Annotated in this window: 18 protein-coding genes; 14 read left to right on the top strand and 4 right to left on the bottom strand. The window is 56.6% G+C overall.

Annotation, left to right across the window (positions count from 1 at the left end; all coding sequences use genetic code 11):
- The first annotated feature begins 35 nt into the window (after positions 1-35).
- Positions 36-1,529 (top strand): exodeoxyribonuclease I, encoded by a 1,494-nt coding sequence (gene sbcB, locus ACT3TF_RS10445; protein ID WP_444672185.1) that lies wholly within the window; start codon positions 36-38, stop codon positions 1,527-1,529.
- 43 nt (positions 1,530-1,572) lie between these two features.
- Here sbcB and ACT3TF_RS10440 read toward each other — a convergent pair whose 3' ends face one another.
- Both ACT3TF_RS10440 and ACT3TF_RS10435 read right to left on the bottom strand, forming a co-directional pair.
- Complete coding sequence (locus ACT3TF_RS10440) at positions 1,573-4,464, bottom strand: insulinase family protein (protein ID WP_444672184.1); 2,892 nt, start codon at positions 4,462-4,464, stop codon at positions 1,573-1,575.
- Positions 4,464-5,150, bottom strand: coding sequence for an SOS response-associated peptidase (locus tag ACT3TF_RS10435; protein WP_441684527.1), 687 nt, complete (start codon positions 5,148-5,150; stop codon positions 4,464-4,466). The genes ACT3TF_RS10440 and ACT3TF_RS10435 overlap by 1 nt, the downstream gene beginning before the upstream one ends.
- A 191-nt stretch (positions 5,151-5,341) precedes the next feature.
- On the opposite strand from ACT3TF_RS10435, the gene ACT3TF_RS10430 reads away from it, so the two are divergent.
- Positions 5,342-5,956 carry a TetR/AcrR family transcriptional regulator gene (locus tag ACT3TF_RS10430; RefSeq protein WP_096276075.1) on the top strand — a complete coding sequence of 205 codons (615 nt, stop codon included), beginning with the start codon at positions 5,342-5,344 and terminating at the stop codon, positions 5,954-5,956.
- Positions 5,953-6,618, top strand: a complete 666-nt coding sequence (locus ACT3TF_RS10425; RefSeq protein WP_096276073.1) for a 1-acyl-sn-glycerol-3-phosphate acyltransferase — start codon at positions 5,953-5,955, stop codon at positions 6,616-6,618. The genes ACT3TF_RS10430 and ACT3TF_RS10425 overlap by 4 nt, the downstream gene beginning before the upstream one ends.
- 26 nt (positions 6,619-6,644) lie before the next feature.
- Here ACT3TF_RS10425 and ACT3TF_RS10420 read toward each other — a convergent pair whose 3' ends face one another.
- Together ACT3TF_RS10420 and ACT3TF_RS10415 are read right to left on the bottom strand one after the other, a co-directional pair.
- On the bottom strand, positions 6,645-7,919 hold the full coding sequence (locus tag ACT3TF_RS10420; protein ID WP_444624421.1) for an HlyC/CorC family transporter: 1,275 nt from the start codon (positions 7,917-7,919) through the stop codon (positions 6,645-6,647).
- 118 nt (positions 7,920-8,037) lie between these two features.
- The gene (locus ACT3TF_RS10415) at positions 8,038-8,835 is read right to left on the bottom strand and encodes a cytochrome C assembly family protein (protein ID WP_441684526.1); all 798 of its coding nucleotides are present in this window, start codon (positions 8,833-8,835) and stop codon (positions 8,038-8,040) included.
- Positions 8,836-9,094: 259 nt separating this feature from the next.
- Here ACT3TF_RS10415 and ffh point away from each other — a divergent pair, with 259 nt between their 5' ends.
- The 11 genes from ffh (at position 9,095) to ACT3TF_RS10360 (ending at position 20,144) form a co-directional block, all read left to right on the top strand.
- Positions 9,095-10,522: a signal recognition particle protein gene (gene ffh, locus ACT3TF_RS10410; protein ID WP_096276067.1), complete on the top strand. Its 1,428-nt coding sequence runs from the start codon at positions 9,095-9,097 to the stop codon at positions 10,520-10,522.
- Between the two features lie 247 nt (positions 10,523-10,769).
- Entirely contained in the window at positions 10,770-11,018 is a 249-nt protein-coding gene (gene rpsP, locus ACT3TF_RS10405; RefSeq protein WP_096276065.1) for a 30S ribosomal protein S16, read from the top strand.
- A gap of 60 nt (positions 11,019-11,078) precedes the next feature.
- Entirely contained in the window at positions 11,079-11,648 is a 570-nt protein-coding gene (rimM, locus tag ACT3TF_RS10400; RefSeq protein ID WP_096276063.1) for a ribosome maturation factor RimM, read from the top strand.
- A 98-nt stretch (positions 11,649-11,746) separates the two neighbouring features.
- Entirely contained in the window at positions 11,747-12,508 is a 762-nt protein-coding gene (gene trmD, locus ACT3TF_RS10395) for a tRNA (guanosine(37)-N1)-methyltransferase TrmD (RefSeq protein ID WP_441684552.1), read from the top strand.
- Positions 12,509-12,681: 173 nt separating this feature from the next.
- Positions 12,682-13,038, top strand: coding sequence for a 50S ribosomal protein L19 (gene rplS / locus ACT3TF_RS10390; RefSeq protein WP_096276061.1), 357 nt, complete (start codon positions 12,682-12,684; stop codon positions 13,036-13,038).
- 151 nt (positions 13,039-13,189) lie between these two features.
- Complete coding sequence (gene xerD / locus ACT3TF_RS10385; protein ID WP_096276059.1) at positions 13,190-14,071, top strand: site-specific tyrosine recombinase XerD; 882 nt, start codon at positions 13,190-13,192, stop codon at positions 14,069-14,071.
- Entirely contained in the window at positions 14,046-14,849 is an 804-nt protein-coding gene (locus ACT3TF_RS10380; protein WP_192536227.1) for a DsbC family protein, read from the top strand. The genes xerD and ACT3TF_RS10380 overlap by 26 nt, the downstream gene beginning before the upstream one ends.
- Before the next feature lie 81 nt (positions 14,850-14,930).
- A complete protein-coding gene (locus ACT3TF_RS10375) occupies positions 14,931-16,247 on the top strand; it encodes a homoserine dehydrogenase (RefSeq protein WP_096276055.1) in 1,317 nt (438 codons plus the stop codon).
- 6 nt (positions 16,248-16,253) lie between these two features.
- Positions 16,254-17,642, top strand: coding sequence for a threonine synthase (gene thrC, locus ACT3TF_RS10370; protein ID WP_444624424.1), 1,389 nt, complete (start codon positions 16,254-16,256; stop codon positions 17,640-17,642).
- Positions 17,643-17,649: 7 nt separating this feature from the next.
- A complete protein-coding gene (locus tag ACT3TF_RS10365) occupies positions 17,650-19,461 on the top strand; it encodes a single-stranded-DNA-specific exonuclease RecJ (protein ID WP_444672198.1) in 1,812 nt (603 codons plus the stop codon).
- A 53-nt stretch (positions 19,462-19,514) separates the two neighbouring features.
- Positions 19,515-20,144 (top strand): YitT family protein, encoded by a 630-nt coding sequence (locus ACT3TF_RS10360; RefSeq protein WP_444672183.1) that lies wholly within the window; start codon positions 19,515-19,517, stop codon positions 20,142-20,144.
- Positions 20,145-20,155: the final 11 nt, after the last annotated feature.

The raw sequence follows: 20,155 nt of genomic DNA, 5'->3' as shown, positions 1-20,155 counted from the left end.
CTTGGGCTTTTCATTGCCCAGCGGAGTGTTTATTCATGGCGCCACCCAATGCTGCCCCTGCCAGTTTTCTCTGGCATGACTATGAAACCTTCGGGGCTGACCCGCGACGCGACCGTCCTGCTCAATTCGCGGCGCTGCGTACGGATTCCGAGTTAAATGAAATCGGTGAGCCGATAGAGCTTTACTGCAAACCAGCCGATGACTATTTGCCCCATCCCACTGCCTGTTTGATCACCGGCATTACCCCCCAAAAAGCCCAGCGTCATGGCCTCCCTGAGGCAGAGTTTGCAGGCCAAATTCAGCGCCATATGAGCGAGCCTGGTACCTGCGTGGTGGGTTACAACAGCCTGCGGTTTGACGATGAGATTTCGCGTCATCTGTTTTATCGCAACCTGCTTGATCCCTATTCGCGCGAGTGGCAAAACGGCAATTCCCGCTGGGATTTAATCGATATTGTGCGCGCTTTTTATGCACTGCGCCCGGCCGGTATCGAGTGGCCGCTGCGCGAAGACGGCGCGCCTAGTTTTAAGCTTGAACACTTAACCGCGGCCAACGGTATTGCCCATGAGGGCGCCCATGACGCGGTGGCCGACGTGCGGGCGACGATTGCGCTGGCCCGCTTACTTAGGGCACGTAATGCAAAGCTATTTGATTATCTACTCGGTCTGCGCGGTAAGCGTGCAGTTGCTCACCAGCTCGACTTAGCTAACGCCAAGCCGCTGCTGCACATCTCGCGCCGCTACCCTGCAAGCCGCGGATGTAGCGCATTGGTGATGCCGCTAGCCGAGCACCCCTCCAATCCAAACGGCGTGATTGTCTACGACTTAAGCGTTGATCCTGATGATTTGCTCAGCATGTCAGCACAACAGATTCGTGACCGCGTGTTTGTTAGTCAGCAGGATTTGACCGAAGGCGAAGCACGGATTCCCTTGAAAGTAATTCATATCAATCGCTGCCCGGTGGTTTTCCCCGCCAGTGCTTTGAAAGACGTTGAGGGGCCGCAGCAGGGCGAGTACGGCAGTATCGTCACGCGTTTAGGGCTCGATGTTGCAGCCTGTCGGCAGCACTGGAAAACGCTGCGCGATGCCAGCGGCATAGCAGAAAAAGTCGCAGAGGTGTTTAGTGCAGGCTACGACGACGGCTCGCAGGATCCTGATCTAATGCTTTATTCGGGCAGCTTTTTCTCCGCCGCAGACCGTCAGCAGATGGAGCGTGCGCGCACCATGGAGCCCTGGGATCTAGTGGGCGAGCGCTTTGCGTTTCAAGATGCGCGCCTGGAAGAGATGCTGTTTCGCTTTCGTGCCCGCAGCTACCCAGACACCCTGGAAGGCGACGAGCGAGAGCAGTGGGAGGCGTTTCGCTGGATGCGCATCAACGACCCAGGTTTAGCCGGCTTTACGCTTAAGGCATTTGCGCGCGAAATTGCCCAATACAATCAGCAAACGCTCAGCGATCGTGAAAGGCAAATTCTAGAAGAGCTGGTGATGTTTGTAGAGGCAATGATGCCGGCCCAGGCATTTGACGCCTGAGCCGGTGGTAGTGAGATCCTCCTTAGCGCTTGATGGCTAAGCGTTAAGGATTGCTCTGCTCATTGTGAACCGTAGGCAGTGCTGAAAGCGCTGCTCTGTAGGCTTCGATGTTGCTGCTGGGTTTATCGCCGGGGTTAAAGCGCACGTCCAGAGTATGTGCCCGCAGCGATGGCCAAAGTGTCTTTATATCGTCAAGGCTAACGTTCAGCACCAGGTCGGCTAACTGGCTGCGTCGATCAAAGCGTACGTCTTCCAATGCCGTTGCCTGCCAGTAGCGGTTGGCCATGCCTGAGAGGCTGGTATCTCGCTGGCGCAGCTGGGTGTTGATCGCCTGGCGGTGGGGGGCTAGTTCTTCGTCGCTCAGTTGGGCAAGGCGCTGGCCAGCTTCTTCAAGAAACGCATCCATACGCTCAGCGATAGTGTCGCTATCGGTATCGGGAGATTGCACCATCATGGCGATGCCTGGCGCATTGAGCAGCGGTGAATAGCCGGCGTTGACGATGTAGCCAAGCTGCTGCTCGGTGCGCAACTGCTGGTAGAACGGCGTTTCCAGCCACTGGGCGATGACCATCGTTGCTGCCTGCTCTTCAGGCGTTTGGTCACGACCTTGTAAATAGCGCAGCACCAGCGACTCATCCCGTGAGCTGTCAGGGTGCAATACGCTAGGCTCATCACTTACGGCCAGCGGCGTTAGCGTGGCAATGTCGTCGCGGGTCAGGCGGGGCTGTAGCCGGTCACGTATTAGCTGTGCCTGTTCTCGCGCTAGCGCTGCGTCGGTATTGCCAACCGCCATTGCGTCGACATAAAGGTCGCTTAGAAAGCGCTCGCGGAAATCTTCCAGATGGCGACGATCAAACCGCTGGCTAGCAGTGAGGAGCTGCGCGTTAGACCATTGCGGTGTTAGCAAGGCTTCGCCCAAAGTACTGCTGGCTTGGCCGTAAAGAGCGCCTTGAGGGGCGTTGCGCAACTCGCGCTGCAGTTGGTAGCGCACGCGCTCAAAGGCGCTGTCACCGATGTGGGCGTTCTCCAATTGGTCCAGTGCTTGTTCAATGAGCGGCGTTTGCCCATCGCGCCAGCCGGAGAAAGACAGCGTCATGCCTCGGGCGTGTGGGTAAGCGCTGAACGCCTGGCCCGCTAACCATGCAGGATAAAGCGATTCGTTGAGGCTGTCGTTGAGCCATCCGGCGAGCAGCTGGGTGAGAACGGCTTCTTCCGCTGAGTAGCTTGTAGTGGGATTTTGTAAGCTGACTCGCCATTCAACGCTGGGCGTGTTGAAGCGCGCATCCTGCATGTGCCAAGCGCTAAACGTGGGGGTTTCTACTAGTACACTAGGCAGTTCGTCTTGGCCTTCTAGCAACGTCAAATCGCTGGCAATAAAGGGGTTGGGGGCGGGTAGGGCTAAGCCGCTAAGTGCTTGGCCCGCTGTGCCAGGTTCCTGTTCTTTCCACTGCGTATTGAACCACGGCGATATGGTCTCGCTTTCAATATCCGGTGCGGAATAAAAGCGCAGCATGTTACCCGGCGTGAGCGCATCTAGATAAGCCTGCTGACGCTCTGCGTCCAGACCGTCCATGCGATAAGCCGCATACTGCACGTCCTCTACGGGATACCGCGACAGGCTCATGGAAAGCTGAGTGGCCTCCTGCTGAGGGGCACCGTGCTGCTGAAAGCGAAAGCCCTGCTCGTTAAGGCTTTTCTGTTCATCGTAGCGCCAAGCGTTAAGGCCGTCGTTGCGCAACTGCTCAACCGCTGCAAATAGCGTGGCTTGAATGTCATCCAAGCGCTCCGCGCCTGTTGGTGTCAGGCTGATGGAAACGGTGAACAGCGCATCGTTACCGTCACCGCGGCCAACGCCGGCGGAAAGCCCATCGGCAAGCCCTGCATCTCTTAAGACGGCCAGTAGGCTGCCATCGCCCTCGTCACCGAGCAGGTGTGAGATCAACTGCGACGGTTTAGTGCGGTAGTCATCGGTAGGGTCCGGGACGGGAAAGTAAAAGCGTAGCTGGCGACGGTCTTGCAGCGACTGGCGCTCAATATAGCGGGGCAGGGTGTCAGCATCCACGAGCGGCGCATCAATAGTTGGCACGCTTAAGTCGTTGTCGGGAATGTCAGCGAAGCGTTCGGCCACCCACTCTTCCAGCGTGTCCAGCGGCTGAGGTGCGACAATGGCAAGATTCATGACGTTGGCGTCGTAATGCTGGTGATAAAAATCAATAACCCGTTCACGCAGCGTTGCTTCACCTTCGGGCGGGCTGGCGAGCGTTTCACGGCTTCCCACGGCAAAGCCCGTCGTCGCATTATCAGGGTCAAGTAGCTGATTAAGCACATCGTTTTCGCGTCGGGACTCATCGCGAATACGTGCCATATACTCCGAGTGAACGATATTACGCTCGCTGGCTAAATGATCTGCATTGAACAGCGGTGAAAGGAAAAATTCGCTAAAGCGGTCTAGTGCGCCGGGTAGCGCCGATGGCTCAATGTCAAAGAAGTAATTGGTGTCTTGCTGAGCGGTGAAGGCGTTATGAGAGCCCGCGTTATCCGAAATGTAGCGCTGATAGCCGTCCGATTCGGGGTAGGGTTCGGTGCCTAAAAACAGCATGTGCTCAAGGAAATGGGCTAATCCCTTAAGATCGTCAGGATCTTGAGCGCTGCCCACGCGAACGTTCATTGATGCGGCCGCTTTGTCTGCTTCTGGGTCGCTGACGATAAGCACATTGAGCCCATTCTCCAGCGTCAAAACGCGATAGTCGCGGCTGTCATAAGGGCTGATGATCGGAGTGATTGTGTCCTTAATCGCGTCTTTAGTAGCGCCAGTCGCCGTGGTGTCACTATCATCGGCTAGCGCGCAAGAGGCTATTCCGAGGCTCACAAAAAAACCAAGCAGCGCGCGCTGAGGCAGAGCGCGCCAGTGCATTAAACTAGAAGATCGCAACATTACAGCTCCTGAGACACAGCCCAGCGCAGCATCGACCCGGTGGGATGGGCGCAGGCCGGTGACTGATAGGCGGGATTATTGACATATTTAGATACCGGAAAAGCGCCTAACAGTTCCAAAGGCGCCGGCGCTAATAGTGAATTAAGCGTTTGTGAGTCGGTGTCCGGGTTAAGCCATGCGGATAGCGCATGGCTTGGGATGACCACCGGCAAGCGGTCGGTCAGCGGTGATAAAAGAACATTGGCGGGCACGGTGATGAGCGCGGCTGAGTCACTAAACGCCGTTAGCGTGGTGTGGTAGCGGCACCATAGCGCGCCTAGCAGTAGCGGCGCCCGTGATACCTGGGTGACCAAGTAAGGCTGCTTGCTGCGCGGCTGATTTTTCCATAGATAGAAGCCGCTGACCGGGATGACGCAGCGGCGTGCGTTAAACGCATCGCGAAACATTGCTCGAGATTCAAGCGTTTCGGCTCGCGCGCAGTGAGGCGCATGATCTAGCACCTCGAGCCAGGGGGGCGTTAATCCCCAGAAAAGCGACGATAGCCGATACTGGCCCTGCTCAGCGCGAATCGCGGAGATGGGCTGTCGAGGCGCAAGGTTGGGCGATTCAATCAGCGGCTCAGATGTGTCGAGCGTCGGCAATAAACGGGTCAGCGGTAAGTTTTGCACATGCAGTCGCCCCGTCATACTTACCTCCTTTAGCAAAATCGTCGTGGAAGTGTACCTGTATAGCGGGAGACTTCGCGCAATAAAGCACGAAAGGGTGTTTTTTAGTGTCGAAAACAGTGTTCGATATAAGGTATCCTATATCACCCGTTGTTCCGACTAAAGTGCAGCGAGGCTTCCTTCTTGTTTGTTGTTGACCTTAAGAGATCGCCATGGCCCGTCCTAGACAGCATGCGCCCGATGCCCTCCATTCGCAGGTGATGAACGCTTGTGATGAGTGGTTGGCTGAGCAGCCAGTCCATGGTCTTTCACTGCGTGCCTTGGCGCGAGACGTCGGCTGTGCTCCCAGCACGCTGCTCAAGCTATATGGCAGCTTTAATAACTTATTGCAGCACGTTAATGTTGAGTCGCTAGCCCGCTTACAGCACACCATTGCTAGCCTTGCCGATGACGCCCCTGAGCCATGGCTGCGCGCGTTGGCGCATTCCTACTGGCGGTTCGCTGAGCAGGATTGCTACCGCTGGCAGCTACTTTTTGATTACCCGCTGGCGCAAGAGGGCGAGCTGGATCAGCGCCAAAGCGATTTGATCGAAGCGCTATTTACGCAGGTGGAGGCGTCGCTTAAATCTTATCAGCCTGCACTGGATGATCTTGAGGCACGTCGTTTGGGGCGTACTCTGTGGGGCAGTGTGCACGGCCTTGTTCAACTGGGCCTGAATGAGCGATTGGGCTACTGGCAAGGCCAGCAGTTGAAGGTTGATGAACTGTTGGATCAACTCATGAGCACCATCCTGGCGGGTTTGCGTCACCGTGAGGCATCGTCGTGACGGGGTGGGTTAATGCAGCTCGCCAAGTGTTGCGCTGGCTTATTTTTGTTTCAATGCGGCTTTGCTATCGGCTGCAAGTGCACGGTCGTCAGCATATTCCCCGTCAGGGAGCCGCGCTGGTGGTGTGTAACCACGTAAGCTTTATGGATGCGCTGGTGCTTGGAGGCGCGAGTCCTCGCCCGCTGCGCTTTGTGATGGATCAGCCGATTTTTGATTCCCCGTGGTTTAAATGGTGGTTTCAGCTGGTGGGGGCTATCCCTATTGAGTCCGAACGGCGCAGCCCGGGTGCTATAAGGCGTGCGTTGGATGATGTCAGCGAGGCGCTGCGCCAAGGTCAAATTGTCATGGTGTTTCCCGAGGGGCGATTAACCCCCGATGGCGAAATTCACGCCTTCCGGCGCGGTTTAGAGACGATTCTGGCGCGCGACGACGTACCGGTCATTCCCGCCGGGTTGGCAGGTCTGTGGGGGTCGTGGACCTCTCATCATGGCGGCAAAGCGCTTAAGAAATGCCCCCGGCGTTTCCGCGCCCCGGTCAGTTTGCACTTTGGGCCAGCGCTAAACCGTCTGGATGCTGACGACATGGCGCTAAGGCGGTTTCTTGAAGCGCGAGTGAGGGCGCTAAAGGCTGCGGCCGATCAGGACCTCGCCAATCGCCGCTGAAGGATGCTCTGCTGGCGAGCCTTAGCCTAGCGGCGTGGCAGGCGAGCTTTCTGCCAGCAGCGTGCTGAGGTGATGAGGTTGTCGCGAATCTCTAATATCTCCATACGCATATTGCCGATCTGTAGGCATGCAGGGCCTTCTGGAAACGCCTCAAGATGCTCAAGAATTAGCCCGTTCAGCGTTTTGGGCCCATCGGTAGGCAGCTGCCAGCCGAGCATTTTGTTAATCTCCCGGATATTGGCGGTGCCTTCAATCACATGGCTGCCGTCATCCTGCTGATGAATCTCTTCATCTTCGGACACGTCAGTGGTGAACTCGCCCACGATCTCTTCCAAAATATCTTCCAGCGTGACGAGGCCGTCCACGTCGCCATACTCATCGACGACGATGCCGATACGCCGCTTCTGCTTTTGAAAATTGAGTAGCTGGGTATGTAGCGGCGTCGATTCAGGAATAAAGTAGGGTTCGCGGGCTTCCTGAACAATCGAGGCTTTGGTGACTTCGTCGCGAGAGAGAAAGCGTGCCGCATTGCGAAGGTGCAGCATGCCAATGATGTTATTGATATCGCCTTTATATACCGGCAGTCGCGTGTGCTGGCTGGTGCGAATCTGAGTCAAAATATCTTCTAACGAATCATCCAGATCGATACCCAGCACTTCATGGCGCGGCACCATAATATCGTTCACCGTGACGTTCTCCAGATCGAGAATGGAGAGCAGCATCGCGCGGTGGCGGTAAGGAATCAGCGTGCCGGCTTCATGAACGACGGTGCGCAGTTCATCTCGCGTTAGGTTGTCGCCACCGCTATCAACGCTTTTAACGCCAATGAGTCTGAGTAGGCCATTCGACATCACGTTGACCAGCCATACCAGCGGATAAAGCAGCTTTAGCAGCGGCTCAAGCGCGTAAGACGTGGGGTAAGCAATGCGTTCTGGCTTAATCGCGGCGTAGGTTTTGGGCGTGACTTCAGCAAAAATCAAAATGGTAATGGTTAGCAGGGCGGTAGAAATGGCAGGCCCTGATACGTCGCCAAAAAAGTGAATGGCGATAATCGTGGCAATCGAGGCAGCCAAGTTATTAACGAAGTTGTTGCCGATCAGAATGACGCCAATCAGGCGGTCTGGGCGGGTGAGCAGGCGCATAACCCGTTTTGCTCTGCGATCACCGCTGTTAGCCTGATGGCTCAAGCGGTAGCGGTTGATCGACATCATGCCGGTTTCAGAGCTGGAAAAAAAAGCAGAAAGCACTATCAGTAAGGCTAGCAGGCCGAACAGTAACCCCAGGGGGAAGTCGTCGCTCAAGTCGAAAGGTCCTTTGTGGCGTATTAGGCTCGTTTTTAGAAGGTAGCGAGTAATGTGTCAAGACAACCAAAGGCGTGGTTGCGCCTCGTCAGCAATTAAGCCGTTATCGGTTGAGTAGCTATCGATTGAGTATAATCTCAAGTACAAATTTGCTGCCAAAGTAAGCCAGCACGAGCAAGCCGCAGCCGCCTAGCGTCCAGCGCACGGCGCGCATGCCGCGCCAGCCAAAGCGATAACGGCCTATCAACAGCGTGGTGAAGATTATCCAGGCCAGGAGCGACAGCACTGTTTTATGTGCTAAGTGCTGGGCAAAGAGATTGTCGAGGAAAATGAGCCCGCTAGCGATGGAGAGTGTCAGCAAGATAATGCCGGCCCACACAAGTTCGAAGAGCACCCGCTCCATGGTCGTGAGCGGCGGTAACGATTGCACAATGCCACGTATATGATGGTGGCGAAGCGCTTGGTTCTGCAGGCCCACCAGCACTGCCTGGGCCGCGGCAATCGCCAGTACGGCAAACGCAAGCGCCGAGCTTACCGCATGCAGCAAAATGCCGGGCGTTAGGCCGGTATGACCCCCTTGATTCGGTAGCCAAGTGGCTGCCAAGAGCGCAATGCCTGCCAGCGGGAATAGTGCAATGCCAGCGTTTAAAACCGGTTTGAACAGGCTAGCCACGAGCAGCACATTAACCGCTACGGCCATCAGTAGCGTGGCGCTAGTGGAAAAGCCTGGCAAAAGCCCTGGGGATTGTCCTACCAGTTTGATCGCCACGGGGATGTGCAGCAACAGGCCCAGCACGGCGATTAGGCGCACCATACCTTGGCGCGGCGGCACGCGCCGGAACAATGTCATGCCCTGCCAAATGGCAGCGGCGACATAGAGAATAAAGGCCATCGTGGCGAAAGGGAGCGCCTGCATTGATGCTATCCGTGCGCCTTGCAGCGCGTTGCTTTAAATAAGTAAACGACGTTAAGAGCGGTTGCGGCCAAAACCTACTCCGCTACTATAACGAATCCAAGCCATATCGCACAGCCGTGCACGCGTATACGAAAATAGCGTGCTGGCTCTCATGATCGTCAATGCGCCCCATGGAGACTCAGGGCGTGAACGCGTATAATCGCGGCACATCAGTCCAGGGCGTGCGCGCCGACGGCAGTGACGGAGGCAGAGAGGCCCCATGTTCCAGAATCTTAGTGAGCGTCTTTCCCAGACGCTAAAGTCGATCAAAGGCCAGGCTCGCCTGACCGACGACAATATTAAAGACACCTTACGCGAAGTGCGCCGAGCACTGCTTGAGGCCGACGTAGCGTTGCCGGTCATCAAGGAGTTTATTGAACGCGTGCGCGAGCGGGCCGTTGGGCAGGAAGTATCCAAAAGCCTGTCGCCCGGTCAGCAGTTCGTCAAGATCGTTCAGCAAGAGCTGGAAGCGATCATGGGCGAAGCTAACGATGGCTTCGTGCTTAAAGGCTCCCCCGCGGTTGTATTAATGGCGGGTCTACAGGGTGCGGGTAAAACCACCTCTGTGGCTAAGCTGGCTCGCTATCTGCGTGAGCGCGAGAAGAAAAAAGTGCTGGTAGTGTCTGCCGACGTTTATCGTCCGGCGGCTATCGACCAGCTGGAAACGTTGGCGAAAGAGGTCGAGGTAGACTTCTTCCCGTCTCGCTCTGATCAGCAGCCGGTCGCGATTGCCGAAGCGGCGATCAAGCACGCTAAGATCCAGTTTCACGACGTAGTGTTGATCGATACCGCCGGCCGCCTGGCGATTGATGAAGCGATGATGGCGGAAATCCAGGCGCTGCATAAAGCAGTCTCGCCTCAGGAAACGCTGTTTGTGGTCGATGCCATGACCGGTCAGGATGCCGCCAATACGGCTAAGGCATTCAGCGAAGCGCTGCCGCTGACCGGGGTGATCCTGACCAAGGCCGACGGTGATGCTCGTGGTGGCGCGGCGCTGTCAGTGCGCCACATTACCGGCAAGCCGATCAAGTTTATGGGTGTCGGTGAGAAAGTCGATGCCCTGGAACCGTTCCATCCCGACCGCGTGGCCTCGCGCATCCTCGGTATGGGCGACATGCTGTCGCTGATCGAGGAAGCTGAGCGCACCGTCGATAAATCTAAAGCCGCCCAGCTTGCCAAAAAAGTTAAGAAGGGCGATGGCTTTGATCTGGAAGATTTTCGCGACCAGCTCCAGCAGCTTAAAAAAATGGGCGGTATGGGTGGCCTGTTAGGTAAGCTGCCCGGTATGGGGCAAATGGCCGAGATGGCCCAAGGCCCAGGCCCTGAGAAAGAGATGGGCAAGCTTGAAGCGCTGATTAACTCCATGACGCCTAAAGAGCGCCGTAAGCCCGACCTGATCAACGGTTCGCGCAAGCGCCGTATTGCCGCCGGTGCAGGCCTGCAAGTGCCGGACCTTAACCGTCTGCTCAAGCAGCATAAGCAGATGCAGAAAATGATGAAAAAAGCCGGCCAGAAGGGCGGCATGCAGAAAATGATGCGCGGCATGTCAGGCATGATGGGCGGCGGTGGCCCGGGTGGCCCAGGTGGAATGGGCGGCCCCGGCGGCATGGGCGGTATGGGCGGCCCCGGTGGATTGCCGCGGCGTTAAAGTAGGCATCTGCTCGCTGGGTAAGGTTGACGGCCTTTGAGTTTTCTGGCTGTCAGGCTTTCCAAGCAGAGCGCATTTGCGTAGAATGCGGCCTCTTCATGCGTGGGTGTTGCCTAAAAGCGCGTAAAGCGTGGCAGCAGCGCCCATCAATGAAGGCCTTTATATAGCATGTAGCACGACGAGTGTTCCGACGGCGCTAAGCGCTAGAAACACACTCTCGTAACCTCAACCGAAGGATAGTTATCGTATGGTTACCATTCGTTTGGCCCGTGGTGGCGCCAAGAAGCGTCCCTTTTACCACCTGACCGTTACTGATTCTCGTAACGCTCGCGACGGTCGTTTCATCGAGCGTATCGGCTTCTTTAACCCGGTAGCCCGTGGTCAGGAAGAGCGTCTGCGCGTTGACCTAGACCGCGTTATTCACTGGCAGAGCCAAGGCGCCCAGCTTTCTGGTCGTGTTGCTGAGCTGGTTAAAGAAGCACGCAAACAGGCATAAGCCTGCTGTGTGAGACTTGCTGTGTGAAATTAGTTGAGTGCTAGGTAGCTGAGGTCGTCAATGACGCGTTCTGAACTGAGTCAAAAGCTAAGCCAAGAACTAAGCCAAACTGACGACACGCATGTGGTGCTAGGCAAGCTGACTAGCCCTTATGGGGTGAAAGGTTGGCTGAAGGTGTATTCCTATACTAGCCCGATGGACAGCATTCTCGAATACCCGGAATGGTGGTTGCGCCAAGGCGAAACGCTTAAGCGCATAAGCATTGTTCAGGGACGTCGGCAGGGCAAAGGCGTTGTGGTGCAACTGCAGGGCGTTGATGACCGTGATGCGGCTGAAGCATTGGCCCAAACGGACATTCTGATGCCTAAAGAAGCACTGCCCGAGCTTTCTGACGATGAATACTATTGGCATGAGCTTGAAGGCATGGCGGTCTTCACTCAGGCCGGCGAGCGGCTAGGGCGGGTAAGCTACCTGTTTGAAACTGGCGCCAACGATGTCATGGTGGTTCGCGGTGATCAGGATGCGATCGACATGCGTGAGCGGCTGCTGCCGTTTTTACCAGACGATGTCATTGTCAAAATCAGTCTCGACGAGGGCCGCATGGTCGTCAATTGGGATCCTGAGTTTTGAGAGAGCTGAGTAAGCTGAGCGAGTTGGATACGCTGAACAATGATGTGCCGTCCGACTCAAGTGAGCCGGTCACTGGTGAAAACCTAGCAACGCCTGCAATGTGGATTGGTGTGGTGTCGTTGTTTCCCGAGATGTTTGATGCGCTAACGCAACAAGGCGTGGTCGGCAGAGCGGTAGATAAACAGCGTATCGCACTGGAATTTTGGAATCCGCGGGATTATGCCACTGACCGCCACCGCAGCGTTGATGACCGCCCCTATGGCGGTGGTCCTGGGATGTTGATGAAAGTCGATACCCTGCGCGCAGCGATTTTTGCAGCCCGTGAGCGGGCACAGCAAGCCACCGGCCAAGTGCCGACGGTGATCTACCTGTCGCCTCAAGGGCGTAAGCTAGATCAGCAGGGCGTTCAAGCACTAGCTTGTGCCGGACCACTAGTAGTCGTGGCCGGACGCTATGAAGGCATTGACGAGCGCGTGGTAGAAAGTGACATCGATGAAGAATGGTCAATTGGTGACTATGTGCTGAGCGGCGGTGAGCTGCCAGCGATGGTGCTAATTGATGCGGCGGCAAGGCTGATTCCCGGCGTGCTGGGCCATCAGGATTCCGCTGTCGAAGACTCGTTTAATGACGGTCTGTTAGACTGCCCGCACTACACCCGTCCAGAGGTTATTGACGGGCGCCAAGTGCCCGATGTGCTGTTAAGCGGTAATCATGCAGCCATCAAGCGCTGGCGGTTAAAGCAGTCGCTAGGCCGGACATGGCAGCGTCGTCCGGATATGTTAGAAGGGCGGCCGTTAGATGCCGAACAGCGCAAGCTGTTGAATGAGTTTATCGAGGAACACGCGCTGTCCACTCAGTAGGCGTTTGCCCACTCAGTAGGCCAGGGCGGCGGTGCAGGGCGAACAAGGCAGCAAGCCTGCGTACCTGTGTCACCCATAACGACTCCCGCGCAGCTTGTTTCGAGCGCCGGGATCACGGCTTCCGCCTCCCATGATTGAGCGGTCAAGCCATTACGTTATTCAGGAGTATGATGATGAGCAGTAAATGCAAAGTGATCCAGGCGATCGAATCTGAGCAAATGGGCAAAGAAATTCCTCCCTTTGCCCCCGGCGATACTATTGTCGTTCAGGTAAAAGTAAAAGAAGGTACTCGCGAGCGTCTTCAGGCATTTGAAGGTGTGGTCATCGGTAAGCGTAACCGTGGCCTGAACTCCGCATTCACCGTGCGTAAAATTTCTCACGGTGTTGGCGTTGAGCGTACTTTCCAGACCTACAGCCCGTTAGTTGACTCGCTTGAAGTCAAACGTCGCGGCGACGTGCGTCAAGCCAAACTGTACTACCTGCGCGAGCGCAGCGGTCGTTCAGCACGTATCAAGGAAAAGTTGGCTTAATCGCCACTGTTCCACAGGCACTCGCTGTTTTCGGACATGCGTAGCGTCTGGATACCAAAACCCCGTCACCGCTTTGCGGGGCGGGGTTTTGTCTATAGAGCAGGTGCTTTGCGTAGTCACGCTAAAGCAGGCGCCGGGAGATGGCTAACGTATGAGCGTTATTGATGCTTTTTTGGATGCCCTGTGGTTAGAGCAAGGGGCTAGCGACCATACTTTAGCGGCCTATCGACGTGATTTAACCGCGTGGCAAAATCATCTGGACACGCACGGTGAGGCGCTGTTGGCACCGCCGCCTGAGCGGCTCAGAGAATGGCTTTCCAGCCGCCGTGAGCAAGGCTACCAGTTACGTAGCACCGCCCGGCTACTATCGACCTTGCGTAGTTTTTACCGCTGGGGCCGTCTGAATAATCAGGTGGCGAGCGATCCTCTAACGGATATCAAGCTGCCGCGTGTGATCCCCGGATTGCCCAACACGCTGGATGAGGACGAGGTAGAGCGGCTGCTGATGGCGCCCGATACGGATACGCCGCTAGGAGTACGCGACCGCGCCATGCTTGAGCTGCTTTACGCCTGTGGCCTGCGAGTTTCTGAGCTGGTAGGACTCACCGGTGACGCGGTCAATCTTCGCCAAGGGGTGGTGCGGGTACGCGGTAAGGGCGATAAAGATCGCCTAGTGCCCATGGGCGAAGAGGCCGCCGATTGGATAGCTCACTACATGCAGACCGCGCGGCTTGCCTTAATGAGCGACCCAACGCGTCCGGCGCTGTTTCCTGGGCGCGCCGACAAAGCCATGACACGGCAAACGTTTTGGCACCGCATTAAAGTTCATGCGATAACGGCTGGGATTACCCGGCCGCTGTCACCGCATACGCTACGTCACGCATTTGCGACCCATTTATTGAATCATGGGGCCAATTTGAGAGTCGTACAGCTGTTGCTGGGTCATAGCGACTTGTCGACGACCCAAATTTATACCCATGTAGCCCAAGCGCGCTTGGAAAGCTTACATGCAGAACACCACCCACGAGGTTGAATTGATGATGCGTCAACGCCATTTTTTAGCACTGCCTTTACTGTCTCCTTTCTCAATGATGACGCTGCTGATAGCGGGTAGCCTATTGCCTGTGGCTGCTCAAGCCGATGACGTGGCAGACCGTTTAGCTGGCTCACTGAGCGTTAATGGTCAATCGATGCCTGTCGAAGCGGTTACTGAAACGCCCATGGATGGTATCTATCATGTGCGGCTGGAAAGTGGCGAGTCCTTCTACTCGAACGCTGACGGTAGCTACTTTTTGCTTGGCGACCTGTATGAAAATGCGCCCAGCGGGCTGATTAACTTAACGGAACAGGCGCAAAACCAAGAGCGCGCCGATGCGTTAGCGGCCGTGCCGGAAAGCGAGCGAGTCGTATTCCGCGGTGCCGCAGAGCCTAAGGCGACCATCGTGGTGTTTACTGACCCGACCTGCCCTTACTGCGCGCGTTTGCACGACACTATTCCCGAGCTCAATGAGCGCGGTATCGCCGTTCACTACATGGCCTTTCCTCGCGCCGGTATGAATAGCGCCGCTGCCACCACTCTGCAGCAGGTGTGGTGTTCGGATAACCGCAGCGAAGCGATGACCCAGGCCAAAGAAGGTCAGAGTATTGCTAGCTCGGCAAGCTGCGACAATCCCGTCGCCGGGCAGTATGATTTGGGCAAAGCATTGGGTGTGCAGGGTACGCCCGCCATTATTTTACCTGATGGGCAGCTAGTGCCTGGATTTGTGCCCCCCGAGCGGCTCACCGCCATGTTAGGCTTAGACGACGAATAACGTCACCGACAGCAACGACTGCTGAGACTCCAAATTTAAGACCCGACACTGACGGGTGCGAACTGTGAAAGGGGAAGTATTTTGAAACCGGTAAGAGTAGGTATTTGTGGTTTAGGCACTGTCGGTGGCGGCACCTTTAACGTATTGACCCGCAATGCCGACGATATTGCGCGTCGTGCTGGCCGTCCTATTGTGATTGAACAGGTCGCTCACCGCAGTATTCACCCTGACTGCGATATTACCGGCATCAATGCCACCTCTGACGTGTTTGAAGTTGCCACTAACCCCAATGTGGATGTCCTGGTTGAGCTGATTGGCGGCTACGATATGGCTCGCGAACTCGTGCTGACCGCCATTGCTAATGGCAAGCACGTGGTCACGGCCAATAAAGCGTTGATTGCCGTGCACGGTAATGAAATTTTCAAAGCCGCCCATGAAAAGGGCGTGATTGTGGCATTTGAAGCCGCCGTTGCCGGCGGCATTCCCGTGATTAAATCGCTGCGCGAAGGCTTAGGTGCCAACCGCATCGAATGGGTGGCCGGCATTATCAACGGCACCGGCAACTACATTCTTACCCATATGCGCGACGAAGGCCGTGCCTTTGAAGACGTGCTCGCTGAAGCACAAGCGTTAGGCTACGCCGAATCCGACCCCACTTTTGATGTGGAAGGCATCGACGCCGCGCATAAGCTGACTATTTTGGCCTCTATCGCCTATGGCGTGCCGCTGCAGTTTGAGCGCGCTTTCACCGAAGGCATTTCGCGAATCACCTCTGAAGATATTGAGCAGGCCGATAATCTAGGCTATGTCATCAAGCACTTGGGTATCTCCAAACGCACCGACCAAGGGCTTGAACTGCGTGTTCATCCCACGCTGATCCCCAAAGAGCGCCTGCTGGCCAATGTGCATGGCGTTAAAAATGCCATCGCGGTCATGGGCGATGCGGTTGGCCCAACGCTTTACTACGGCGCGGGTGCTGGCGCTGAGCCAACAGCGTCGGCAGTGGTTGCCGACTTACTTGACGTGGCCCGGGATATCGCCACGGATCACCGCTATCGCGTGCCTTATCTGGCGTTCAGCGGTATCGATGACGATGTCAGCCAGCTGCCCATCATGCCGATGGAAGATATCACCACGGCGTACTACCTGCGCCTGCTGGCCGTCGACCGCCCAGGCGTGTTGGCACGCGTGGCAACCATTCTTGCTGAGCAGGGCATCTCGATCGAGGCGCTGATTCAAAAAGAAGCCACCGAAGGCGAGCTGGTGCCGATTATTCTGCTGACGCATCGCACCAAAGAGAAACAGATGAACGAAGCCATTCGTGAAATCGAAGCAATGGCTGATATCGCTGGGCCGCTGACGCGTATTCGTGTGGAAAGCCTGGACGAAGGGGAGTAAGCCAAGATGCGCTATATCAGCACGCGTGGGCAGGCGCCCGCACTGTCTTTTGAAGAAGTAGTGCTCACCGGTATGGCCAGTGATGGTGGGCTGTACGTACCAGAAACGCTGCCTGAGTTTTCCCGCGAAGAGCTCGCCGATATGGCCGGGCTCTCCTATGCCGAGATCGCCTTTCGGGTGATGAAGCCGTTTGTGAATGGCGAAATCGATGATGCGACGTTCAAGCGTATCGTTACCGAAGCCTACGCAACGTTTAATCACGATGCGGTAGTGCCGCTCAAGCAGCTCGATGCCAATCACTTTTTGCTTGAACAGTTTCATGGCCCCACTCTGGCGTTTAAAGACGTAGCGCTGCAGCTGCTAGGTCGCCTGCTGGATCACTTCCTGAAAAAGCGCGGCGAGCGCGCGGTGATCATGGGAGCCACATCTGGCGATACTGGGTCGGCGGCGATTGAAGGCTGCCGCCACTGCGACAACCTGGATATCTTTATCCTGCACCCGCACAACCGCGTGTCGGAAGTGCAGCGTCGTCAAATGACCTCGGTGCTGGCCAACAACGTCTTCAATATTGCCATTGAGGGCAATTTCGATGACGCCCAGGCGATGGTGAAAGCGAGCTTCGCCGATCAAACCTTCTTGAACGGGACTCGCCTGGTCGCGGTGAACTCGATCAACTGGGCGCGCATTATGGCGCAGATCGTTTACTACATTGCGTCGGGCGTTGCGCTAGGCGCGCCGCATCGTGAGGTGAGTTTCTGCGTACCGTCGGCTAACTTTGGCAACGTATTTGCAGGCTACATGGCCTACAAAATGGGGCTGCCGGTGAAGCAGTTCATCATTGCCACCAATGCCAACGATATTCTGCATCGCACCTTAGCGGCCAACGACTTCTCCAAAAAAGAGCTGGCGGCGACGCTAGCGCCTTCCATGGACATCGTGGTGTCGTCTAACTTTGAACGCCTGCTGTTTGACGCCTATGACCGCGACGGCCTGGCCGTGGCGGCGCTGCTTGAACGTTTCCAGCAGGAGCCTACCGCCTTAGCGGATGCGCCGCTGGCCAAGCTGCGCGAGAAGTTTGCAAGCTACAGCGTGGACGATACAACCATTCTGGAAGCGATCCGTGACGCCCATAAACGTACGGGCGAAATGCTTGATCCGCATACCGCTACCGGCTATTGGGCCGCTGAGCGTGCCCGTGCGGACCAATCAACGCCGATGATTACGCTGGCGACTGCGCACCCGGCCAAATTTGCCGAAGCCGTGGTGAAAGCGGGCTTCCTCGGCGTGCCGTTGCCGCCGCACATGGACGATTTGCTTGAGCGCGAAGAGCGTTACACCGTGCTGCCCGCCGAGCTTGCCGCCGTGCAGCAGTATGTCGCTGAACATCGTCGTTGAACCGTTAATGAACGCCGTGAATGAATTGTCTAACGACACGCTGCCCCCTAGTACAACCAGGCCGCGCTTGGAGCCTCGTCCACTGGACGAGGCGCTCTACGCTCGCGCGCAAGCAGAGGGCCTAAGTGAGCTGCAGGCGCGCTTGCTAGCCTCACGCTTGCCGGGTTATAGCGGTGAGCTTGCGCCGTTAATCGCACCCAGCCTGCGGTATTTGGCTCACCCTGAGAAGCTTGTCGACGGCCGCCGCGCCGCCGAACGCATCGCCCAGGCGGTCGCCGAAGGCGAGGCCATTGGCATTCTTACCGATTACGACGTCGACGGAATCACGTCGCACGTGGTGATTCGGCGCACGCTAGTGGAGCTATTCGGCGTGCCGGAAGGCAAATTGCACAGTTTGATTGGCCATCGTATTAACGACGGCTACGGCATTAGTCTGCCGCTGGTGGAACGCACGCTCGCACTTAAGCCTTTTCCAACGCTGGTGATCACTGCCGACTGCGGTAGCTCCGATGAGCCGCGTATTGCACGCCTCAAAGCAGCGGGTATCGATGTAGTGGTCAGCGACCACCACGCGCTGCCGGTGGAGGGCCCGCCCTCGTCGGCCTATGCCTGTGTAAATCCGACCCGCAATGACTGTGACTATCCCGACAAAACGATTGCCGGGTGTATGGTGGCATGGCTGTTGATGTCGCTTGCACGCGGCGTATTGATCGAGTGGGGGGCGCTTTCTGAGGCGACGCCCAAGCTTTCGCCCTGGCTTTCCTACGTGGCGCTAGGCACGGTAGCTGACTGTGTTTCGCTGGGCGGCAGCCCCGCGAATCGTGCGGTAGTCAGCCAAGGTTTAACGCTGATTAATCGTATGGATGCGGCCTGCTGGCGCGCTATGGCCACGCGCTTAGGCGCTGACAGCGTGCCGTTTAATGCCGAGACACTGGCGTTTCAGATGGGGCCGCGTATCAACGCGCGTTCGCGGCTTGATGATCCCTACGCGGCGCTGCATTTTATGCTTGCTGAAAGTGATGCCGTTGCCAATCGTCAGCTCGACGTGTTGGATCAGGATAACCAGTCGCGCAAGGCCATTGAGGCGGATATGGCTGCCGAAGCGCGCACCCTGGCGGTGAGTGCACTGTCCGCTGACGAGCCTGCCGTCATAGTGCTGCTGGAAGATGGTCACCCTGGTGTGCAGGGCATCGTTGCCTCGCGATTAGTGCAGGCCTACGGGCGCCCGGCATTGGTGCTTACCCAGGCCGCGACCCCCGGCATGCTCACCGGCTCTGGTCGCTCAATCGATGGGCTGCATCTGCGCGATGCCCTGCAGCGTACTTATGAGCTTGCTCCCGAGGCGCTGCCGCGCTTTGGTGGTCATAGTGGCGCAGCGGGCGTTGGCGTGCCTCGGAGCCAGCTTGATGCTTTTAAGGCGGCTTTCTTGCAGGCAGTCAACGAGCAGTTGGGAGGGCGAACGCTTTACCCGCGCTTATGGACCGACGGTGAGCTTTCCACCGCACAGCTTTCGCTGACAACGCTAAAAGAGATTGAAATGCTCGGCCCCTACGGACGTGAATTTGATCCACCGCTGTTTGAAGGGCGCTTTATCGTAGAGGCATTGCGCCCGGTCGGTGCCGAGGGCTCGCATCTGATGCTGGAGCTTTCCACCGGTCCGGTAACCTGCAAAGCCATCTGGTTTCGTGCTTTAACGCCCGGTGAGCTGCCTGGTTTCAGCGTGGGGGATACGCTGCACTGCGCCTATAAGCTTAATCGTAACCGCTGGCGCGGCCGCGAATCACTTCAATTGATGGTCGAACACGCCAGCGCTATTTAAACCGTCCCACAAACTCGTAAACCCCCAACAACCTCCAAGTAAGGTCGCCCCTTATGCTCGTGGAAGATTTACCCAAAGACCAGCATCGTCCTTATGAAGATCTCATGGCGATGCTGCTGGGCACGTTTTTTGTTGCGCTGGGCATCACCTTCTACACCCATGCGGTGCTTCTCACGGGCAGCACCGCGGGTCTGGCACTGTTGCTGAGCTATATGACCAGTAGCGTCACCGGCTGGGGCTTTGGGGTGTACTTTTTTGCCATTAACCTGCCGTTTTATTATTTGGCCGTTAAGCGTATGGGCTGGAGTTTCACGCTGCGTACCTTTGCTGCGATTGGTTTGGTCTCGCTGTTTTCGGAACTCACCCAAGGCTGGGTGCAGTTTGCTAACGTGCCTTCGCTCTATGCTGCGCTAATGGGTGGTGCGTTAATGGGCATTGGCATGCTGATGCTATTTCGCCACCGCACCAGTCTTGGTGGTATTAATATTTTGGCGCTTTATCTACAGGATAAACACGGCCTGCGCGCAGGCTATGTTCAACTGGCAATCGATGGCGTCATTTTACTGATTGCATTGACACAGCTACCGTTAGATCGCGTGGGCTACTCGGTGCTGGGGGCGCTGACGCTCAATCTGATTATCGCCTTGAATCATAAGCCAGGGCGCTATATCGGCGTCAGCTGAGCCAGAACCAC

The sequence above is a fragment of the Halomonas sp. AOP25-F1-15 genome, from assembly GCF_052378675.1.
In the GTDB taxonomy this organism is placed as follows: domain Bacteria; phylum Pseudomonadota; class Gammaproteobacteria; order Pseudomonadales; family Halomonadaceae; genus Vreelandella; species Vreelandella casei.
The sequence above is the reverse complement of the archived record's forward strand: the minus strand, read 5'-3'. Positions and strand labels throughout refer to the sequence as shown.

Coding starts and splice junctions, on each gene's coding strand:
- sbcB (WP_444672185.1), top strand. CDS start 36: ATGGCGCCACCCAATGCTGCCCCTGCCAGTTTTCTCTGGCATGACTAT.
- ACT3TF_RS10440 (WP_444672184.1), bottom strand. CDS start 4,464: ATGTTGCGATCTTCTAGTTTAATGCACTGGCGCGCTCTGCCTCAGCGC.
- ACT3TF_RS10435 (WP_441684527.1), bottom strand. CDS start 5,150: ATGACGGGGCGACTGCATGTGCAAAACTTACCGCTGACCCGTTTATTG.
- ACT3TF_RS10430 (WP_096276075.1), top strand. CDS start 5,342: ATGGCCCGTCCTAGACAGCATGCGCCCGATGCCCTCCATTCGCAGGTG.
- ACT3TF_RS10415 (WP_441684526.1), bottom strand. CDS start 8,835: ATGCAGGCGCTCCCTTTCGCCACGATGGCCTTTATTCTCTATGTCGCC.
- ffh (WP_096276067.1), top strand. CDS start 9,095: ATGTTCCAGAATCTTAGTGAGCGTCTTTCCCAGACGCTAAAGTCGATC.
- rpsP (WP_096276065.1), top strand. CDS start 10,770: ATGGTTACCATTCGTTTGGCCCGTGGTGGCGCCAAGAAGCGTCCCTTT.
- rimM (WP_096276063.1), top strand. CDS start 11,079: ATGACGCGTTCTGAACTGAGTCAAAAGCTAAGCCAAGAACTAAGCCAA.
- trmD (WP_441684552.1), top strand. CDS start 11,747: ATGTGGATTGGTGTGGTGTCGTTGTTTCCCGAGATGTTTGATGCGCTA.
- rplS (WP_096276061.1), top strand. CDS start 12,682: ATGAGCAGTAAATGCAAAGTGATCCAGGCGATCGAATCTGAGCAAATG.
- xerD (WP_096276059.1), top strand. CDS start 13,190: ATGAGCGTTATTGATGCTTTTTTGGATGCCCTGTGGTTAGAGCAAGGG.
- ACT3TF_RS10380 (WP_192536227.1), top strand. CDS start 14,046: ATGCAGAACACCACCCACGAGGTTGAATTGATGATGCGTCAACGCCAT.
- thrC (WP_444624424.1), top strand. CDS start 16,254: ATGCGCTATATCAGCACGCGTGGGCAGGCGCCCGCACTGTCTTTTGAA.
- ACT3TF_RS10365 (WP_444672198.1), top strand. CDS start 17,650: ATGAACGCCGTGAATGAATTGTCTAACGACACGCTGCCCCCTAGTACA.
- ACT3TF_RS10360 (WP_444672183.1), top strand. CDS start 19,515: ATGCTCGTGGAAGATTTACCCAAAGACCAGCATCGTCCTTATGAAGAT.